This is a genomic window from Chryseobacterium takakiae, from assembly GCF_900129385.1.
Taxonomy (GTDB): Bacteria; Bacteroidota; Bacteroidia; order Flavobacteriales; family Weeksellaceae; genus Chryseobacterium; species Chryseobacterium takakiae.
Genome location: NZ_FQVO01000001.1, coordinates 522,206 through 543,437, shown reverse-complemented (window position 1 = coordinate 543,437; position 21,232 = coordinate 522,206). Strand labels below are relative to the sequence as shown.

11 protein-coding genes are annotated in these 21,232 nt (G+C 37.8%); 8 read left to right on the top strand and 3 right to left on the bottom strand.

What is annotated here, in order from left to right; all coding sequences use genetic code 11:
* Window positions 1-59: 59 nt before the first annotated feature.
* From BUA76_RS02380 to BUA76_RS02345, 8 genes are all read left to right on the top strand, one after another.
* Window positions 60-5,021 carry a hypothetical protein gene (locus BUA76_RS02380; RefSeq protein ID WP_143149842.1) on the top strand — a complete coding sequence of 1,654 codons (4,962 nt, stop codon included), beginning with the start codon at window positions 60-62 and terminating at the stop codon, window positions 5,019-5,021.
* 2 nt (window positions 5,022-5,023) lie between these two features.
* On the top strand, window positions 5,024-7,210 hold the full coding sequence (locus BUA76_RS02375) for a phage tail protein (protein WP_072883209.1): 2,187 nt from the start codon (window positions 5,024-5,026) through the stop codon (window positions 7,208-7,210).
* A 1-nt stretch (window position 7,211) separates the two neighbouring features.
* Window positions 7,212-10,013: a DUF6603 domain-containing protein gene (locus tag BUA76_RS02370; protein ID WP_072883208.1), complete on the top strand. Its 2,802-nt coding sequence runs from the start codon at window positions 7,212-7,214 to the stop codon at window positions 10,011-10,013.
* 2 nt (window positions 10,014-10,015) lie between these two features.
* Entirely contained in the window at window positions 10,016-12,007 is a 1,992-nt protein-coding gene (locus BUA76_RS02365; protein ID WP_072883207.1) for a hypothetical protein, read from the top strand.
* Window positions 12,008-12,186: 179 nt separating this feature from the next.
* Complete coding sequence (locus BUA76_RS02360) at window positions 12,187-13,617, top strand: TolC family protein (protein ID WP_072883206.1); 1,431 nt, start codon at window positions 12,187-12,189, stop codon at window positions 13,615-13,617.
* A gap of 78 nt (window positions 13,618-13,695) precedes the next feature.
* A complete protein-coding gene (locus BUA76_RS02355; RefSeq protein ID WP_072883205.1) occupies window positions 13,696-14,691 on the top strand; it encodes an HlyD family secretion protein in 996 nt (331 codons plus the stop codon).
* A gap of 15 nt (window positions 14,692-14,706) precedes the next feature.
* Window positions 14,707-15,873, top strand: a complete 1,167-nt coding sequence (locus tag BUA76_RS02350; protein WP_228408443.1) for an ABC transporter permease — start codon at window positions 14,707-14,709, stop codon at window positions 15,871-15,873.
* Complete coding sequence (locus BUA76_RS02345; protein ID WP_072883203.1) at window positions 15,870-17,024, top strand: ABC transporter permease; 1,155 nt, start codon at window positions 15,870-15,872, stop codon at window positions 17,022-17,024. Before BUA76_RS02350 ends, BUA76_RS02345 begins: the two co-directional genes overlap by 4 nt.
* Window positions 17,025-17,303: 279 nt before the next feature.
* Here BUA76_RS02345 and BUA76_RS02340 read toward each other — a convergent pair whose 3' ends face one another.
* The 3 genes from BUA76_RS02340 to BUA76_RS02330 are packed head-to-tail and all read right to left on the bottom strand — an operon-like array spanning window position 17,304 to window position 20,983.
* Window positions 17,304-18,734: an anion permease gene (locus BUA76_RS02340; RefSeq protein WP_072883376.1), complete on the bottom strand. Its 1,431-nt coding sequence runs from the start codon at window positions 18,732-18,734 to the stop codon at window positions 17,304-17,306.
* 16 nt (window positions 18,735-18,750) lie between these two features.
* Window positions 18,751-19,902, bottom strand: coding sequence for a porin (locus BUA76_RS02335; RefSeq protein ID WP_072883202.1), 1,152 nt, complete (start codon window positions 19,900-19,902; stop codon window positions 18,751-18,753).
* Window positions 19,903-19,933: 31 nt separating this feature from the next.
* Window positions 19,934-20,983 carry a linear amide C-N hydrolase gene (locus tag BUA76_RS02330; RefSeq protein WP_072883201.1) on the bottom strand — a complete coding sequence of 350 codons (1,050 nt, stop codon included), beginning with the start codon at window positions 20,981-20,983 and terminating at the stop codon, window positions 19,934-19,936.
* Window positions 20,984-21,232 lie beyond the last annotated feature (249 nt).

Below are 21,232 nucleotides of genomic sequence, written 5' to 3'. Positions count from 1 at the left end.
ATAAAACATGAAGCCATTGATGCATTTGCAGAATGGCTTCTTATTCTTATCGTTACATTATGCATTTTCAACTGCCTGTAAAAATACAAGCTTTACTTCTTGAGGCTCCGGAACAAATAATCGGTCAGGATATTGTTTTTGAAAATATACCCTGGTTCAATCAGCAGGAAGAAACATTCATCAACTCGCTTACGCCGTTTGTTTCGCAATCGGTGATTCCACGGCCGTTTTCCAATGATAATCTTATTACTTTGGGAAAGGGGATGCACCTCCACTGGTCGATGCCTTCTCTGCTGAAAACGTTCGATGAATATGGAACGCTTCCCGAAGTACCCAACCGGTGGCTGGTGATAAAACAAGATCAAAACGGTAAAAAAGAAGAATGGATTGTAGAAAGCGATTATATCTGGGATATCAATACAGATGGATTCTCCAGTGCTGAACTTTGCTCTTATCCGATTATAAAAAAAGGACAAAACTCCGGAATCAAAGAAGGTTTTGAATTCCGATATGTAGGAAGAAAATATCTTAAAGACGGACATGCAGAAAAGCAAAAACCAGAATATCTCGAAGGTCTCACTGCACTTGGCTGGGGAAGTCTTTCATTTGACAGCCATTACGCAAACTGCAGAAGCATTTTTGGATTTTATGATGATGATTTTGATGCTGAAATTGATTCCCACTACACCATCATAGGCTATTACAGCGAAAATAAAAAAGATCAGGATTATTTTAAAAAACTGATTGAAGTAAACAGGATTAAGCTCAAAAAAAGAATAGAGTCCGTTGATCTCCGGAAAATGATGGATGATGAGCTTTTCAGAATGGGAATTCAGACTGAGGAAACATCAGAAGGCAATTTTACCGCAGAACAGCTGAATGTTATGCGAAATCTGACTATTGATTATCTTTCAGCGGAAATCAACAAAGCCATGATTTTCGATGCAGATCATGCATTCCGGTACTTCATCAACAGAAACTCTTTCAAGGCGAATGATTATGCATTTCATCTTTCGGAGTCTGTTGTGAATATTAATGAATGGAAGATTAATTCTTTTAACGCCAATAGTATTTCAGGAGGTATAAAAACGATCTGTTCAGGTGTTTTTGAATATAAAAAATCGGCGGTTAAAGCTTATGAAGATCGTTCGGGAAGTCTTAATATTTCCATTGCAAATACACTACCGGAAGCGCTTACAGCAATTCTTTTGAAAGACTATGATGAGGTGGAAAAGCTGGTGAAGGAAGAACAGCTGGAAGCCATCCTCAACTGGGGCGAACTGAATGATAAAAATCTCGACTGGGTAAGCAGGCTGCGTTACAAAAGACATGAAAATCAGTTTAAAACAAACGGAAGCATCAGGAAATGGGAAATTGTCCCCTCCCAAAAACCGGATGAAAACGAAGAATCTCCGGGGTCAGAAATTACGGTACGCATTGAAGAAAAACTGGATCTCCTGAATACAAAACAGGCACAGCTTGATTCTGAAAAATACAGGTTATATCGTGATCTGGAAAACCTTTATGTGGATTGGCATACCTATCTTATGAGTCTTTTCATCTATAAAAATGAAGATATTTCCAACAGCAAGATCCGCGTAATCATGGAAAAAAAACTTCTGCCGGTTATTCTCAATACGGAACGTAAAATCAAAACGCTTCATACTAAAATTTATAATCAGAAAAGATACATCACAGATCTGCTGGGCGATCAGTTTGTACTGGAGCGTAAAGATGATTTTTATTTTTATGAGCCTGTGCCGCCAACTGTCATTGTTTACGATAAGAACAATACCGTACAGGAAAAAAGAAATATTGATTTCCTGAAGAATTCTTATGAAGAAGCGGTTAAAGAAATTTTGATTTCTGATATCATTTTTGATGAAAGCGGCATGCCGGTTTTCAGGCAGAAAGATCATGAACTTTTTAAAAAGTATACCTCTGTAAACTCTTGGAATACTTGTAAAATTGATTGGGAGGCTTTTTTTATGGCTCACAAAAATCCAGGGTCTGGAGCAATATTCAGCCAGGATTTTTTAACGGCAGGCTATATTTTGGATGATCAGAATGCCGATCTTATTAAGAAATATGATCTTCAGAATCTTACTTACTCTCAAAACCCGGATTTATATTACGGATCTTCATTTGTAAATGATTCGGTAAAAGGATTTGTTGAAAGCAAACTTAATGCTTTTCTAAATAGCCAGGATGTTGAAAATGTTCAGATTACAGAAGGGAGTCCGGATCAAAAAAAATCACGGAACAGGCAATATATCCGGAATATAAAAGACAGCCTTAATTCTATCAACTTACTGGAAATAAGCCTTAGCGACTTTAATACTATATTTACCCAGCGGACAAGTGCATTAAGCATGATGCCACTCATTCCCAATGGCTTCGGAGATCATCGCGAATTGGCTGGCAGCATCACAGAACTGATTAAAAAGTATGAATCAAAACTTAACCTCCTGACTCCCAATTCAAGTGCGGCTTTCAATCCGTTCAGAAACGGTGCGTTTAAGGTTAACAGAATCCGGCTGGTAGATACATTTGGCAGAAATAAAATATTGAATGTCAATGATGTTACAACGGGATATCATCAACAGATTCCACACAAAAAAACCTGGATTTCCTTACCTCCGAGGCTGGCGCAATCTGTCTCGGTTTCCGGGAAATGGAAAAAACTTCCGGGGATCAATTCGCCGGTACTCGGCTGGTTTGTTCTCAATACAATCAACAACCGGCTTGAAATATTCAACGAAAAAGGCGAACATTTGGGTGCTTTTAATGCTAAAGGAAAATGGGAGCTTTCCTCTTTCAATCATATTTCCGGTGAAGGATTTTCGGAAGACGAACAGAATAACGATCTGAATCTGGTTTTAAGCTGGCTTGATAGTCAAAGTAAAAAAGAGAATTTTATTGAACATTTCATTGAAGAAACCGTATTTGCGTTAAAAAGCATTCAGCCGGAATCTGCTTACGATCCTTCATTATTAGAAAGCATATCAACAACACCTATTGCCATTACCCGGTTAGATGTTGAATTGCATCTGAAAGGCGGACTGTACTATGATCTAAGTACGGAAAGCCAGAAAATATTTTCCGAAAAAGGAGGCGAACGTAATGATCTGGAATATTCCAGAGTTAAAATTCCTGTAAGTATCGGCGACACAAACCAATACAATGACGGTTGTGTAGCTTATTGGCATTGCAGGAATGACGATAGCGAAGAAACACAGAATATTTCTGAAGAAATTTATTTTAACAGTTCACAGAAAGCGGTTTTTAATCCGGATAAATCAATTGATGAATCTGTAGCTGATCTGGATGATCAGTTCAGAGCATCAAATCAGCAGAATAATGGTACAAAATCGTTTATCGAAAAACGTGAAAGCCTGATCCGTTTTCTTAATGATCTGATGGAAAACGAAGATACAGGCTATATCAGCCAGAGAGATTTTCTGAAAAATTATATCATCGAAGGAAATACAATCTGGTTTAAATTAATGGAAAAGGGAATTCTTATTCCTTATCATGAATCTTCGCAGAATACGGCTGTCAGACTGAAAAAAAGCGATACGGAAAGCTGGCTGTCTGCAGCAACGGAGGTACGTTCCAGATCCTATATTCTTCTTATGCATCCTAAGGGAGAACTTTTTATAAAGTCAGGTATTCTGCCTGTTGTAAAGCTGCAGATGCCTTACAAAAAAATTAAAAATGCGCTCAAAAAAATTGCCTTAACGATCTCTACGGGACCTGTTCTCACGCCTAAAGATCGTTTTGAAATGACACTGCTCAAAGATAACCGCTACCAGTGGAGCTGGATAGAACTGAAAAAGGAAAAGAGCGGCCTGTCCGCCGGAAGTGAAAATAGCATTAAAAAAAATAGGCTGACACAAATAAAATCCCTGGATCTTAAAAAATGCAATATTGAAGGGGAATTCAGGACGGTAAGTGAACTTAGAGAATATCTTTTCACACAAAAAATTATCACAAAGATAAAGCCCTCTGTTAAAGGTCATCCGGATGCGTATATTGTTACGGATCAGAGGAAAAGAAGGGCTTCTTTTGTTCAGGCTGTTTACGAATATGCCGAAAGGAAGTTTTTTGATAAAAGATGGAAGCTTTTTGATCCCAATTTCGGAGAGGATTATACTTTGGCAGAAATAATCAATTATACTTCAGGTTTTAAAAAAACACTCCTGGACAATGAAATGATTTATGATGCTCCTTTTTTTCATGATGAAAAATATATTGTGGTTACTGAAAAATATTTTCAGTTACTCAACAGGCAAAATCCTGAAAATGAAAAGATAATAAAACGAATTCGTGTCCTTCCTTCAGAAGAGAAGAAAGATGTTCAGATTCAGACGAGTAAGCTTATTGATATAGATGAGGAATTTTTGATTTACATCAACCTGAATTTCCGTTCGCAGGAATATCTTCAGTCTGTGTTTTTGGATCCGGATGATTTTTTTCCGGATGAACATATTTATTTCATTAATGAAAAGCCTTATGCAGAGTTTGAAAGCATCTACAACGACTGGCATTATATGGATGATGCCTTTTCGGAAGAAAACCTGATAAAAATGCAGAAAGATAACCTGTCCGTTAAAAGCAGACTGATTGGTGTATTATCTTTTTCAGAAGCTTTGGATACGGAAAATATTCCGGAAATAAAGATAATGGATATTTTGAATGCACGAAAACAAATACCTGTGGATGGAAGGGAACAATACGAAATATTGCTGGATTTTTTTGAAAGAATTGAACTGATGGTTTTTAACGGGAATGAGGATTTGCTTTCTAAATTTTCTGTAAGAAACAGGCTTTCGCGCATCATGGCAGCTAAAGAGAAAAATTTTACGGAAAAGCTTAAGAATCATTATAAAACATTTGAATTCATCCTTGCAAATTCTCAGGCAATATCTTCTATTAATGATTTTAATACCATCAACTCTACCGTTCCGGAACTCATGATGAAAGAAGGCTGGCTATCCATAAAACCTACTAATAACTAATTATGAATAAAGAAATCTTTTATTGTTCCCTTGATCAGTTCGACAGTTTCAATGCGGTGATCAATCCCTGGGCAGCTTCCAGGAAAGATGTTACGATAAAGCTTGATATCAAAAATCCGGAACTGCCATTGGTTAGCTTTGACAGATTTAAAGGTTCATTTCTGAGAATCAGGAACAAAACCATGCTTCATCTATTTCCCGGAAACGATGATCTGCTGTTCGGGAATAGTACTCTTAGTGTTAATATATTTTTGAATATCAGTACAATAGCTGGATCAGCTAAAAATAATTTTATTTTTTTTGATATAAAAATCGATGAGTTTTTGATAACTTTTTATCTGGTTAAAAATTCAGAAAATAGCAATATTGCAGAAATTTATGTTGGCTGCCGCATGATAGAAGATCAAGAAGAAACAGCTGATGTTATCGTCAACCAGAAAACAGGCATTGAAATCAACCTGGATTACTGGTATAACTTCAACCTGAATATCAATAAAAAAGGAATGCTGGAAATCAACGCATTATACATAAATTCGGTATTAAATTCCGGTAGTGTTTCCAGTAGTCTGGCAGGCGGTTATCAGCTTGATCTTAATGAATTTACAGATAATGACCATACTAATTTCCGGCAAATACATAGTCTCATTTTCGGATCGGAAAACAATAAAGGAGAATTCAATGTTTCAGACCTGTATTTATTTAAAGGATTAAATGAAGAAGAACTGTGGATGTATATTGAAAAAGGGATAAATGTCTCATCTAAATATACGTACAGATCCAAAATCAGCTTTGAAATCTTTACGGATTATCAGGATGAAGTATATAAAGGAATTCAGTTTTTTGATCGCCGGAACGAAAAATATATTCTGAAACTTTTACCGGACCGATATTCTTTTACTTCAAGAACAGGAAATTCAAGAATCATTATAAAACTGAAGAAAGGATTTTTTACCATAAATGATAGTAAGGAAAATAGATTTGAAATCAAAGAAGAAAATGATGAATTGCATATTTCAATGGATTTTAATGACAGTCTGTTGGAATATGAATTGCCGAATATAAAGACTGTTAACATTACCAATACGGAAAAGCTATTTGTCCAGTGCGAAATTACGGATATTACGGTTTTTGAGAATAATAATCCTGTTGAAGTCTGCGAAAGCGTGTCTATGGATCAATTGATCTTCGTTAAAGATCTTTCAAAAAAATCAACAATACCTTTAGAAATTATGGTGTTGGGAGAACCGTCTTTTGAAATTAAACCGAATACTGAAATTCTTGTACAGCTTAATCTGATCAACAAATCGGAATACGACCTGAAATTCATACACGAGGAATCTCACGGAGCTAAAGGCCGCCTGAAACTCAACTCACTGTTCTGGAAGCAACTGATTCCAACAGATGCAATTTCCCTGATAAAAATCGAGGCAAAACGAATTTCTGCAAATAAATTAACAGAAATCAAAGAGCTGGTTTTTAAATGCGAGCAGGATGAAGTATTTCTGGAAACCAATCAAAGCTTTATAATCAAACAAAATGAATTTATAAGGTTAAAAATCAGTGGTTTGAAAATAAATGCTTTATCAGAGCTTACTCCTCCTGGTGCTTATCCGTTTCAGATTCAGTTTGAAAATATCGAAGATTATAATAACGGAAGTATTCCCTTTACGCTCAATTTTATAGCTAAAAAAGAGCTTTCCTGTCCGGTTGGAAGCATTGTAGCTTTTTACACCAGAGATATTCCTGAAAACTGGCTGCTGTGTGACGGACAAAGTATTGATGAAAAGCTTTACCCGGAACTGTATAATCTACTGCAGCATAAGAATGTGCCGGATTTAAGAAACCGGTTTTTAGTAGGGGCAGGAAACAATTATCCGCTGGGCAGTACGGGAGGTCAGGATTCCGTTACGCTGCAAACAAACCAGATTCCGGCTCATACGCATCATATTACGGGAATCCAAAGTAATAATGAACCTTTCAAGGATGTTGATCTTGGGTGGATGAGAAGAGAAGAAATGCATGGTGTTTACGGTACGGATCGTACGGTGTACTATTACAAAAGCGATAAATTTGATACTAAATTTTTCAACACCAAAACATCTACTCCCATTCAAAGTACAGGCGAAGGGTTATCACATGAGAACAGGCCACCGTATCACGCAGTGTATTACATCATAAAAGCAAAATGAGATGAGTGCGAAAATGATATTCCTTTCGGCGGATGTTCAGCTTTTTAATAAAAATTTTATCCTTGCAGGTGCCGTAGGCGAAAAAGAAACGATACTGCGGGTGAAAACCAAAGATATTGCCTCCATAGTACGGCAGTTTGTGGGTGATGCTTCATTTTTTTCCATAATAGAAGGGATTCTGCCGGAAGAGGTTGAACTGTCGTTAATCATACCGAAAGGGAAAGAGAATATATTTTCCATATCTGCGGATTTTGCTGAAAAAAAGGTCAGCATCCATATTGTTAAAACCGGAAAATATACTTTATTCAGCTGTTGGATCAACAATTCAATTGCATTTTCCAATCTTCCGCTGGTCGGAGAGTATATTCCTGCCGAACATGCCATTTCCGGAATCGGTTTTATGTATCTAAAGAAGAAAGATAAAAATAGTACAATTGATTCTCAAGATTTTTCATCCCTGCTATTTCCACAACGGAAAGTCTTTTCTGATGATGGTAAAACCTTGATGCTGAATGAAGGAGAAAATATATTCATTAATTATAATGCAGGGAAAGGAGAAACTTGTTTAACCTATCCTGAAAATATACAGAATGTTGATTCTGATAATGACTCACAGAAGAATAATCAGGAAAATAAAGAGTCTGTCTTCAAAATTACTGAAGTAGGAGCCGATACCGATTTTCAGAACGGAAACAAATCAGTACTCCTGAAATTATCAGCCAGGCTTGCCATTTCAAGATTTTCCTTTGAAGTGATTGGGCTGCATGTCGGACTGAATATCAATCACTATTTAGAGACCATAAAAGAATACTCCAGGCAAAAAGAAAGCGATCTGCTTAAGCTGCTTACCGGATTTTTTAAAGGAACCTCTTTCGGAATCCAGGGATTGGCACTTCAGTATAAATCGCCTGCTTTTTCCATTTATGGAGGCTTTTATCGTGAAAAATCAGCTAAAAGCGAAGAATACAACGGCTTATTAACGATCAAGTTGCAGAAAATTGAAATCATAGCCTTAGGATCTTATGTAAAACAAAATACCTATTCTTCATTGTTTGCATTCGGATATCTCGGGCTGACAATTCCGCTGCATCCCGCATTTGAAATCAAAGGCTTTGCGCTTGGTTTAGGATTGAACCGCGAGTTTAAACTTCCGCCGATTAGTGAAATTGAAAATTTTCCTTTAATTCAGATCGTCAAAAACAATGGACCGCGCCCCGGGGAGGGTATTAAAGAGATTTTTTCAAAGCTAAACCATTACATCCCGCCTAAAGAAGGAGCCTATGTCATCATGATCGGATTACGGTTTCAGTCGTTTAAAATAATTGATACCATTGCGCTTATTGCTCTTAATATTGAAAACGGATTGGTATTTAATATGTTGGGATTGAGCACTATGGAAGTTCCGGAAGTTTACAGGATTAAGTTTGCCTTTTCATTACAGGCAGATTTTAATTCAGGTTTTGTGATTGCAAGAGGAGAGATTACCGATGGAAGTTATCTTATTTTCAAAGAAGTGAAACTGCAGGGAAGTTTTGTTTTTGCGATGTGGTTTTCAGAAAGTCTGAAAGGTGATTTTTTATTTACCATCGGAGGGTATCATCCTAATTTTAATGCGCCGAAACATTATCCGTCTTCCGGAGAATTGTATCGTTTAGGATTTTCATTACGACGAGGAAATCTTTCGGCGGCATTGCAGATGTATTTTGCTTTGACGCCTCAGGCAATAATGTTCGGGTTAATTGGTAGATTGAATTACACATTGGATCTTTCAAAAAGCATTACCATTGATTATTGGATCGGATCTAAAACTTTTACTTTTACCATTGGTGTTGAAGTTGAAATAAAACTTGAAGCGCATTTTGTAATGTTTTGGAAGCCATTTAGTTATAAATCTGATTTAGAATTATTGTTTAATGTAAGACTTTATGCGGATTTTTGGTTTTTCGCGATCAATATCAATGTAAGTCTCAATGCAAGACTAAGTATTTGGGGACCGGATCTGGAAGGGATTGCCTATCTGAATGTTGCAGGATATGGCTTTACAGTGAAGTTCGGGGATTCGGTTTCCAGGAACTCGCAGCTAAGCATATATGAATTTAAAAAAGAATTTATTCCTGATGATCACCTTAAGCTGAATATTTCCAGTGGTAAGATTTCCAAAGAAACGGATAAAATCAATGATAAAGAAACAGCTATAGTCAATCCGAAAGATTTTGTACTTGAGTTCAACAGTCAGATTCCTGTTACATCAATAACTCTGAAAGATACAAAGGTAATAATCGGGAATACTGCATTTGGAGTTACCTATCAAAGAGACAATTCCAAAGCATTTCTACATGAGGTTACTATTGAAGTATTGTATATGGAGGGCAGTGTGCCTCAGGTACAGAAAGGCTGGAATATTGATCCCGTCCTCCAGAATATGCCTAAAGCTTTATGGAGCAAAGAACCTTTAACGCAGAATTCTGTACTTTCGGGGGACGGACTGATAAAAAATTTAACTACCGGAGCGGTAATTAAATTTCCGGAAGCAGAGACCGGACAAATCATTTCCGGAGAAAAAATACAGAATTATGATGAAACTCATTATCATTATAGCCAAGAAGGCACTGCAAAAGTTCAGGATTTTAAAAAAGAAAAAGGCAAAACTGCATCTGCTTTTAAAGATTTTGGTTCGGATAAAAAAGTATTCAGTGCAATCCTTGATGAAAACGAATGGGATTTTACCGACTTGCTGTCTGATGAGGAAAGGTATTCATTCCTGTCAGAGTCTGAAATTATTAGCTATTCAATCAATATATAATTATGGCTGAAAATACTTTAAATATTATATCATCCCATATTCCTCAGGTCGCTGCAGGAAAATACCGTATCAATGTGAAGTCTGAAAATGAGATTCTTACTACCTCATCGGCTGTAGATTTTATTGTTTCAGGGTTTGTCAGCCAGATTCCGCAGACAGAAGTATTATCGGTTTATCCGCCGAAAGAGGGGCAGGGAAATTATGCGGGGACATTTCCTATGGTTCAGTTCAGGAGAAGCTCTCTTCCGTGGGATTTTGATTTCACTGCAGAAGGGGAGAGAATACCGTATCTTTTTCTGGCACTTTTTGAAGAAGATGAGCTTGATCAGGAATCCGGAAATATAGATTCAACGAAAATAAAAATAAGAAGCGGAAATACTTCCGATCTGGATTCTGCCTATGAAAAGGATAAAGAATTTACCTACCTTGCTGTTCCTAAAGGAAGTATAAATCTTTTACCGGATGCTAATGAAATGAAGTATCTTGCGCATGTAAGAATTCAGGAAGATCAGAATACGAGCATGAATTTTCCTTCCCGGACTTCCATTGTGCTTTCAAAAAGAATGGCCTTTCCGGAAAAAAGATACAGGGCTTTTGTCTGTTCTTATCTTATGCGTTCGGGAAATACATTCCGGCTGTCGGGAGAAAAAACAGATTTGCTGATGGTTCTTTATCAATGGAATTTTGAAGTGCTTGCAAATAATGCATATCAGTTTAATGATTTGAAATTCAATGGTTTTTATACAGAAACTTCAAGTCAGAGAAGAAACTATGAAAACCCTGTGCATTATGGGGAGGACAAATTGTTTGCATTTTTAGAGAAGAATACATCCCGTTTTGTTAATATTCTTAAAGACCTCAATTCTGATGATAAAAAAAGATCTGAAATCTTATCTCTTTTAAAATATGAAGGCAAAACATTAAAAGGGCTTCTTCACGAGCTCGTTTTTTCAGAGATTGGCTATCATAAGACGTTGAGGGATAATAAATGGATTGCTGAATTAATTGATCTTGGCAAGGTACCATTGCTGCACCATCTGAAATCAGGAGGAAAGATGGTTTCGTGGTATCATGGACCATTCGTGAGAAGTGGATATAATGTTGTGTTTAAAGGGTTCAGCATTAATCCGGAAGAAGGAATCGATTTGGGTGAAAATATTCCGGACCATTCGGAAAAACTAATTTTTTACAGCAAAGACACGAATATGCTTGATCTTGGCTATGCGGCAGCGTGGCAATTGGGCAGATTACTTGTTATGAATAATGTTAAAGTTGTTCAGGAGATTAAAAAGTGGAAACATCAGCTGAGAATAAATGAACTGATTCTTTCACAAAATCAGGAGTATAGCCCTGTTAATTTATCCGTAGATAATAGTGTAAGACAACTTCCTGAGCTTATCAGGAATTTTATCAAAAACATCGTAAAGTTTGTTGATTTTCCATATTACTACCTTTTTCCGGACGAAACATTGCTTCCTGAAGGCTCCATTCGTTATTTTAAATTGGATAATGCCTGGATTCTGTCGATGCTTTTCGGGATATTTAGTATAGGTAATGACTTTAAAATCAGGGATTTTAAAAGATATGTGCTTCACAATTCTTCATTCAGCGAAGTGTTCGATTATAAAAAAAGCTATACCGGATTTGCTATGCATTCGGAAATTATTTCCAATTGGCCGCAGCTCCAGATTGAAACTGATAACGGTTCAGGTTTTCAGTATGTTACGGATCTTACTTCTATGGTCAGGCTATATATGATAAACGGATCTTTCAGCACAATATCATTATTCATGAAAAATGAAAATGCCCATTTCGCGATTGATTTTCCGAATCAATATACGATAGATAAAAATACGGATGGGCTGTTGACTTTTTCAAACAAGAATGGAGATACAGAATATTCCGTATCGGGATTTGAAAAGAATATTTATAAAAACAGAATGCCCTTCGATCTTTTATCCAGACAGCCAAAAGTAGTTTTTACCATCCGTTAAATATTTCTCCTGCTCTATGTAAGTTATTATTACGTTGTGGTTATCGCTAGATCAATAAGTGACTGAATATTTTATGCTCATCACATTGCTTTTAAGGTGTAAATATATTTCTAATTGTGGTACATTTTCATTAAATTTGTTAGTATACCCATAAACACCAAACACCATTCACAAATGTTATGAGCATAAAGAAAACTTCCGTGTCGCTTTTTTTAATGCTTTCGGCAAAAATTTTCTGTCAGCAGTTTTCTTTAAAATATTGTATTGAAAAAGCGCAGCAAAATAATACCGTAATAAAGATTGCCGAACAGTCGCTTGAAACCCGGCAGAAATTGCTCGAATCAAGCAAAAATAACGGACTTCCGAAGCTTGATCTTCTGGCAGGGTATAATTATATCGGCGAACCTCTCAGGATTAATCTCCAACAGGTAAAAGACGGTATTGTTGAGGGCTCTGCCAATCAGGCAGTATATTCAGCAAATACGGCTTATCAGCAGATTACGGGCAACCCGCTTTCGCAGCAGGTACAGAATGTCATTTATCAGACTTCAAAAGATATCATCAGTGCTGTTTATCCTGATTATAATCCTGAAATCACGAAGCAAAGTTATTTCCTTGCCGGGCTTGTTGTGCGGCAGCCCATTTATCTTGGAGGGAAACTGAAATCTTCCCGAAAACTTTCCGAAGAACAGGTAAAAAGCAGCGAAGCAAACCTTCAGTCTTCAAAAGATATTACGGCTTATAATATTGTCCTGCAGTACCTGCAGGTGATGTATCTGAACTCAATGATTGATAAGCAAAAAAAAAGTCTGGAATCTTTACAGAAAAATGAATCCTATGCCGGAAACCTGCTTAAAGCAGAAATAATTCCGCCTTATCAGAAGAACTGGGCAGATATTGCCAGAATGCAGGGCGAAACCAACCTGAAAAATTTAACGACTGAAAAAGAAAATGCGCTTTTCATTTTAAAAGATATGATGGGAATTCCTCTTGATGAACCGGTAGAAATTACCGAAATGTTGAAGGAGTCTTCAGAAATCCCCGTTTTTTCATCAGGATCGGTAAATGCTGATGTACAGTTTCTTCAAAGTAAGAAAGCAGAAGCGGAAACCGGAGTGGATATCACAAAATCATTGTCAAGACCCAATATATTTGCCATAGGAAATGTTCAGTTTTTCAGGAAAGATCTTCCTGTAATTACTCCTCCGTGGCTTGTAGGAATCGAGCTGCAATGGACACTTTTCGATCCGGAAAGACGTTCCAGAAATCTTGCCTCGCAATCTCTGGTTAAAGAAGCTGATCTTCTCATAGAGCAAAAACAGAAATCGGTAAACCTGGCTGCGAAAATAGCGGAAAATAAAATGATAAGTCTTAAACAGCAAAGTGAAACCCTGGATGCGTCACGGAAACAGGCCTATCAGACAACGGATATGGTGAGAAAGAGAATGGAAAACAGCCTTTCTTCCGTAAAAGATGTTAATGATGTATTGCAGCTGCAGTATGAAACCGAAAAACTTTATTATACCTCACTGGTAGCTTATCAGACTGCTCTGGCAACTTATTTATATATCATCGGAAAGCCGGAGGATATTACAAGCTATATCCCATAATGGCAGATAAAGCAAGACTGAACTTATTTTGCATAAATTAAATAACCGGATATCATCCGAAGCATAATCAACCAACAGATGAAAAATTTTATAAAAAATTACTGGGCTGTTTTTATTCCGGTTGCTGTACTTGCAGCAGCTCTTATTTACCTCTTGAAAGAGAAATCTGCTGATACGCCTAAGGATGCCGTAATTGGTATGGTAGATGCCGAATTTATTGATGTTTCAGCTTCTCTTCCTGGGCGTGTTCTTGATATTACGGTACAGGAGGGGGACGAGGTAAAAGAAGGACAGACCGTTGCCCAAATGAAAACTTCCGAAATAGAAACCATTCGGTCTCAGGTAACAGATGCTGTTGAAATCGCACGCAATCAGATGGATAAAATAGAGAGAGGTGTAGAGCCGGAAGTGCTGGCTTCTGCAAAAAATCTTCAGCAGATTGCACAGCAGCAGATGGATCTCATGTCTAAAACGTATAGCAGGTTTCAGAATTTATATTCCGAAGGCGTTGTTTCCGGTCAGGAAAGAGACGTCATTTATTTTAAATATAAAGCCGCTCAAAAAGAACTGGAAACTGCAAAGCTCAATGTACAGCTTCTGGAAAGAGGCAGTAACAAGGAAATGAAAAATTCTGCACAGGCTATTCTCAATCAGGCACAGAAGGCGGAAAAGCTTGCACAGGAAATTAAGGATAATGCTTCTATTAAAGCGCCTGTATCCGGCAGGATATCGACCATAGTTTCCAATAAAGGCGAAATGGTAAATGCGGGATATCCGATGATGACCATTCAGAAGGACAATTCATTTTTTGTAAAATTTAATCTCCGACAGAATCAGATGACAAAAATTGATAAAGGAAGTGTTGTAACGATGAAAATTCCCGGCTGTATTCCGGAAAACGTGAAAGGTAAAGTTTCGGAGCTGGCTCCGGCATTGGGTTATGCAGATTGGGTTCCTGAAAAACAGAATGGAGAATTTGAGCTGAGAACTTTTCAGATCAAAGTAAAGCCTGAAAATCCGAACGTCGTAAAAGGACTTCGTTCAGGGATGACCGCGCAGCTTATTTTACCTTAATTTAAATCTTTAAGTTTGAAAAAAATCAGCATCATTATGGTACGCGAGTGGAAACGGATTTTTTCGATTCCTAATTTCTATGTGGTATTGCTGATTATTCCGCCTATTATTTTCCTTTTTTATGGTTTTATTTATCAGAAACAGTTTGCCAGGGAGCTCCCGATGGCGGTTTGGGACGAAGATGGTTCTTCTGTTTCAAGAACGCTCACGGATATGATGGAGCAGAATGAAAACATCCATTTTACTCATGTTGTTTTCAGCAATGCGGAAATTGAACAATTGATGAAAGAAGGAAAAATCTTCGGGGCCGTTCATTTTCCTAAAAATATGGAAGCGGATGCGAAGAAAAACCACCAGTCGAATATCACATTATACACCAATGGCGCTTACCTGGTTCCTGCAAAAATGATTTATAAAGGAGCTGCTGAAATCATTATTAAAGCTGGGCTTGCCGTGGTTTTACAAAAGGCAGAAAAACAGGGAATGGCAGCTGATAAAGCCAATGTTCTTGTACAGCCTATTAAACTCAACACTACAGTTCTCTATAACCCGGAATTCAATTATCAAATGTATCTCACGCCGGGGCTGGTTACCGTAGGATTGCAGATGGCGTTAATTGTGGCTTCCGTTCTTATTCTTAATCTCGAATTTAAAAAAGAAACAATAGAAAGCCTGCTGAAAATTTCGACTTCATCTTCACAGATCATTATCGGAAAGTTACTGGCGCATCTTTGTATTGCCTGGTTATTATTTATCCTCATCAGTTTTGTGGTGTTTCCTGTTTTTGATCTCGGGAAACCGGAGACTGATTTCAGTTTTTTTATACTATATACACTGCTGGCTCTTTCATGCATCGGAATCGGAATGATGCTTTCCGCTATTTCGGACAACCTGCTTTTCGTAGTAGATGTAGCCTTGTTTTTTACTTCTCCTGCATTTGTGTTCAGTGGTTTTACATTTCCAAGATGGGCAATGCCGTGGTACGATCAGCTCTACGCAGACATAATGCCATATACACACTTTCTGGATGGTTTCATCAAACTTTATTTTATGGAACTTCCGCTACGGTATGCCACTCCGGAAATGATCAGGCTTTTGGTTTTTACAGGAATTACTTTCCCGGTGGCCATCATATTCTTTCAGAGAAAAATTAACCGGTATCTAAAAAATCATCGGGCATGAAAGATATTTTTAACATAATGAAAAGAGAAGTAAGGAATATTTCAGGCGATTCCAGCCTTTTTCTTATTCTTTTGATTGCGCCGGTTTTATATGCTTTTATGTACGGCAGTATCTATCTGAATAAAGGGGAAGAAAAAGTAAAGCTGGCCCTTATTGATGATGACGGATCTGCAGTTTCAAGATTGCTTACCGATCAGCTTAATGCTACGCCTATGATTGAAATTGTTCCGGCTTCCAATATCTCCGACGCTCAGGAGAAAATGTATCAGGACGAAGTAGAAGGGTATTTTTATATTCAGAAAGATCTTGAAAAATATATTCTTTCTCAAAAGCAGCCCAATGTAAATTTAGTCTTAAATGCGTCTCGTTTTCTGCCTTCCAGCGATTTGCTAAGTACGGTAACAAAAGTCTGCCTTACGGTGGGAGCCGGTGTAAGAAAAACCTATTTCAATAAGCAGGGGATGGGGGAAGAAGAATCCATGAAAATGACCAATCCCATCAATATGGATTACAGGCCTTTATACAATTCCGGGATGACGTACGGCTCTTTTCTTTTACCGGGGCTGCTCGCTATTATCCTACAGCAGACATTGCTGATAGGTGTTGCCGCAGGTTTTACCTCCGAAAGAGAAGAGAAGAAAATACCGGAGGTTTATAAGATTTCAGGATTCAGTATTTCAAAATTGATTTTCGGGAAAGGAATTCTTTATCTGTGTATTTTTATGATCTTCGGGACTTTTTTTACCATCGTAAATTTTTCACTGTTTGGAGTTTCGGTCAGAGGAAGCTTTATAGATCTGGCTTTTATTACGGCTTTATTTATCTCTTCGGTGATCGTTTTGGGAATGCTCATCGGAAGTTTTTTCAGAAGCAAGCTTTTTGCTTTCCAGGTATTGGTGTTTTCCTCTTATCCGATATTTTTAATCACTGGATATTCTATGCCGTATCAGTCGCTGCCATCTGCTATTCAGGTAATGTCTGATCTGATTCCCACTTCGCCATTTCTGAAAATATATATATCGATTGTTCAGGCGGGCGGATCAATCGCAGATAATATTGATTCGGTAATACATCTTCTGATCTTGCTTCTTGTACTTCTTATTCTTTTAATTTTGAGAATACAATATATTTTAAAACGCGATCAGGAATAGCAGGTATTCATTAAACCGCAAAAGACGCCAAAATAACTTTTGTTTCTTTTGACGCCGTTATACTTTCGGTTTGCGGTTAAATTGAAAAACTTATTAATTTATCCGTTATGCATTTTGAAAATTTTTGATAGTAGCTTCATCATTTCGAGTATTTTTCGCAATAAAGTGGTGAAAAAAATGTATCAAGAATGGAATCTATTCAAAATTATAAACTTTTCGATACGATTTTTTTCAAAAATCTACTCAAAGTGACGATAATAAATCAAAATGCGCAACTGGTTAATAATATCCTAAAACTTTCATCCAGATTCCGCCAAGTCCCATATAAATAATTAATAAAACAATTCCGATTTCAAGGCCACGCAGCCACCAGGATTTCAGATCAACATAACCACTTCCGAAAAACACAGGCGCAGGGCCATGTCCGTAATGCGTGAGTACACCGTAGATAGATCCTAAGAAGCCAAGCATCATTGCCAGGAGCATGGGCGGAATTCCTACAGCAATTCCTACCGCCAGTAAAGCGGCGTACATGGCAGCAACGTGCGCCGTGGCACTCGCAAAGATATAGTGACTGAAAAAATACACCAGAATAATAACCGGAAAAGCAACAGTCCACGTCATACCTCCGATTTTCAGCTTGATAAGATCACTGAACCAGCCTATAAAACCGAGTTCATTTAATGAGCTTGCCATCATCACCAGAACCGCAAACCATACAATCGTATCCCATGCGCCTTTTTCAGATTTTACATCTTCCCAGGTAAGTACTGATGTCAGCAACAGTAAAGTAAGGCCGATGAAAGCTGTTGTTGTGGCATCAATGGAAAAACTTCCTCCAAAAATCCACAGTGCAAGTAATATAAAAAATGCAAAAAGCATGAGCCATTCATTTTTGCTGATAGGGCCCATTTCCTTCAGTTTTTCGGCAGCCATTTTGGGGGCGTCACCTGTTTTTTTCAATTCTGGCGGATACAATTTGTATAAAACCAAAGGAACAATAAAAAAAGCTGCCAATCCTGGAATAAAACCTGCTGAAGCCCATGACATCCAGGTAATATTGATTCCCAGGTTAGCGGCGAATTTCTGGCACATCGGGTTACTGGCGGTTCCCGTTAAAAACATGGAAGAGGAAATCAGATTCATATAATAGCTGTTGAGCGTAAGATATGAGCCTAATTTTCTGTGTGTTTCAGGTTTTTCAGGTACAGAATCGAAACTGGTGGCCATTGATTTCATAATGGGATAAATAATTCCTCCGCCTCTTGCAGTATTGCTCGGAATGGCAGGAGCAAGACAGACGTCTGCCAATCCTAATCCGTAAGCCAGTCCAAGAGAACTTTTACCGAATATTTTAATGAATAAAAATGCGATACGATTTCCGAGTCCGGTTTTGATAAAACTTCTTGCGATAAAAAATGATATTCCGATCAGCCAGATTACCTTATCTCCGAAACCTGAGAGCGCTTTGGTAATAGATTTTCCCGCATCTCCCGGAGCTATTACCTGCGTAAGTGCAGTAAAGGCAATGGCCAGCATACACATCGTTCCCATAGGTGCCGCTTTAAGGATGATCCCTAAAATAGTAGCCGCAAAAATAGCAAAAAGATGCCATGCGTTCTCGCTTACTCCTTCCGGTACGGGAATAAACCAAAGAATAAGTGCTATGGCAAAAGTAATTACAACATTTTTAATATTTATTTCTTTCATGATCATTAAGTTTGTTTTAGAATCGACTCTGTACCTGTATGATAAAGAGGTTATTATTGTATTGCGTGCTGTTTTCCACCTGATATTTATAACGGTCAATCTGCATCCCAAGCTGAATTCTGGCGCCATAATTTTTCAGAAATTCAAGTCCGAACATCGGCGTAATCGTTTGTCTCGGATTTGAACTGAGTCTGAAGTTGGTATCTAAATATTCGTACCGGCAGGAAAGCTCGAAGGCACTTAGGTTTCTGTGATTAATTTCATAACGCACATTAGGAAGGAAATAAGCTCCTCTGATGAGGTATTCATCAGGATTCTGAGGTCTTGTTTCAGGATCTGCCGCGAAATAAAGAGTATGATTTGTTGCCTGTTTTGCCTCAAGCTGCATATCCAGGCTCCATCTGGGATCAAACCGGATTATTGAACTAAGATCTATTCCCAGGGCATATACTTTTTTACCGAAAACTTCGCCGATACCACCATTTAACCCCAGGTTCAGGTTGTATTTTTCTGAAAAACCGAAAACAAGCCTTGTGGAATATTGTTTACCGTTATCATTGTCATTCACCTGGTTTTTACCGTTACCGTTCACCACGGAAATGGCATATTGAAAAGGAATTTTACCCAGATTGAGCTGACCTGTTGCAGAAAGACCGATCTGAAAGCTTGTCCAGCCCAGTTTACCGAATTCGGTATACTGATTGGACCAGTCCAGTGATTTGATAATATCAATAGGATAGGTTTCTTCCAATCCGAACCAGGGTCGGAACTGCCCTACAGTGAATGCCAGCTTAGGATTAAAGGTATATTTCAAATACGCATTTTCCAGTACTCTTGATTTGGGATCATTTTTAAAATCCGCAAGATTAGCCAGCGCGACAACTTCTGTCCGTTTACTGATCTGGGCGCGCATCTGCACTCTCATGTATTTGATCATGAAATTATTATCAGTCCCGCTGTGATCAGAATGATGAAGGCCGTTGACATCCACATCTTTGCTCATTCCCACCAGATAGCGTGCCTGGAAAAGACCTTTTACCTGGAGTTGGGGATATTTTATATCTTCCTGTTCCGGTTTGCTGTATAATGAATCCGGTTTTTGCGCGGCAGTTAAGCAGAAAGATATAACAAAGAAAGAAGAAACAGCCTTTTTTATAAGAAAAGCCATATATATTGTATTTGGTGAAGCGTTTATTGTATTAATTTAATCCTAAAAATTTAAAAGGTTTTGCTTCTTTAAAACTTGCATTGGCTTTGCCGCTGTACGTTTGAAAATTGCTCAGGTCCAGCTTCATGGTTTTTCCTTTGGGAGTGAGATCAAATTCTTTAAGGTTTACCCAAAAAGTATTTGGAGTAAAAACGGCTTCAAAATAATACGTCAGGTTTTTTTGGTCGGAAACAGAACGCCATCTTGTGGAGGAAATATTCGGTTCTGTTTCGGAGGTTATTCCGTAGGGAACAGAACAGTTCCGGATGACACTGAAAACGCTGGCCACAGCTGTTCTGGTATCTGATGTTTGCGGGATGGCATTGATATAATAAGATGCCCTTACAAAACGGTCGGCGGCGCGGTTGGTTCCCGGGAGCATTACGGTTCCCGGAATACCTTTCCAGTAATTATTGAGTGCCAGCTGCTGATCGAAAATGGGTGAATTGGTCATTACTGTGTAATCAGGAGAGTGATGGATCACGAGTTTGCCTTCGATATATTCAAAAACGGCACTGTCTCCGGATGCATCTGAAATGGAAAGATGAACGGTGGTAAAACGTTCTGTACCCGGAATATAATCGCTTACAATAACAAAGCTTTCTTTCCTGGCATGCTCCACGGCTTCTTTCACTGTTCCGAAATTATCAAGGAAATACTGTGCCCATAAAGAAATAGCTATTCCTTTCTGCTTTCCTTTCGGATCAAATTTAGGATATTGTGACTCTCCAAGCCAGAGGAGATTGGCTACCAGTCCGTTTTCATTCATTCCATCGCAGGAGGCAATATCCCAGGAAGTACTTACTACGCTGCCGTATTTCGACTTCCATTTCATAGAAAGCGGTCCTACTTCACCATTTCTTTCGGTTCCTTTCGGAAGAATCCAGATATTGGCGGGGATTTCATCGCGCCAATCCATCGAACGTGCAGTGATTACAGTATTTTCGGGACCTTTGTAAACAACCCTTGTGCAAGCTTCGGAATAGGTACATGCTCCAGCAAAAAGAGCAGCTGAAAGAAGACTCAGATAAAATGTTTTCATGTTATAGTATTTTGTGTGGTAATATTTTAAACAGTGATAAAATATTATAATATTGGTGAAATAAATGTAATGAAAATTTTTCTATAATACCACATTATCATATTAAATATAATAATAGTGATCAAATTATAAAAAATGATCAATCATAGAACAATAATGAATGCTGTAAAAGTTAGAAAAAAAGGAGGTTTATTGGTGTTGCAGAAAATAAAGTTTCCATCAAGAAAACCCGGACAAATTATAGTCTCC

Bases quoted from the DNA above. Each gene is read 5' to 3' on its own strand.
- BUA76_RS02380 (WP_143149842.1), top strand. From the start codon at position 60: ATGCATTTTCAACTGCCTGTAAAAATACAAGCTTTACTTCTTGAGGCT.
- BUA76_RS02375 (WP_072883209.1), top strand. From the start codon at position 5,024: ATGAATAAAGAAATCTTTTATTGTTCCCTTGATCAGTTCGACAGTTTC.
- BUA76_RS02370 (WP_072883208.1), top strand. From the start codon at position 7,212: ATGAGTGCGAAAATGATATTCCTTTCGGCGGATGTTCAGCTTTTTAAT.
- BUA76_RS02365 (WP_072883207.1), top strand. From the start codon at position 10,016: ATGGCTGAAAATACTTTAAATATTATATCATCCCATATTCCTCAGGTC.
- BUA76_RS02360 (WP_072883206.1), top strand. From the start codon at position 12,187: ATGAGCATAAAGAAAACTTCCGTGTCGCTTTTTTTAATGCTTTCGGCA.
- BUA76_RS02355 (WP_072883205.1), top strand. From the start codon at position 13,696: ATGAAAAATTTTATAAAAAATTACTGGGCTGTTTTTATTCCGGTTGCT.
- BUA76_RS02345 (WP_072883203.1), top strand. From the start codon at position 15,870: ATGAAAGATATTTTTAACATAATGAAAAGAGAAGTAAGGAATATTTCA.
- BUA76_RS02340 (WP_072883376.1), bottom strand. From the start codon at position 18,734: ATGAAAGAAATAAATATTAAAAATGTTGTAATTACTTTTGCCATAGCA.
- BUA76_RS02335 (WP_072883202.1), bottom strand. From the start codon at position 19,902: ATGGCTTTTCTTATAAAAAAGGCTGTTTCTTCTTTCTTTGTTATATCT.
- BUA76_RS02330 (WP_072883201.1), bottom strand. From the start codon at position 20,983: ATGAAAACATTTTATCTGAGTCTTCTTTCAGCTGCTCTTTTTGCTGGA.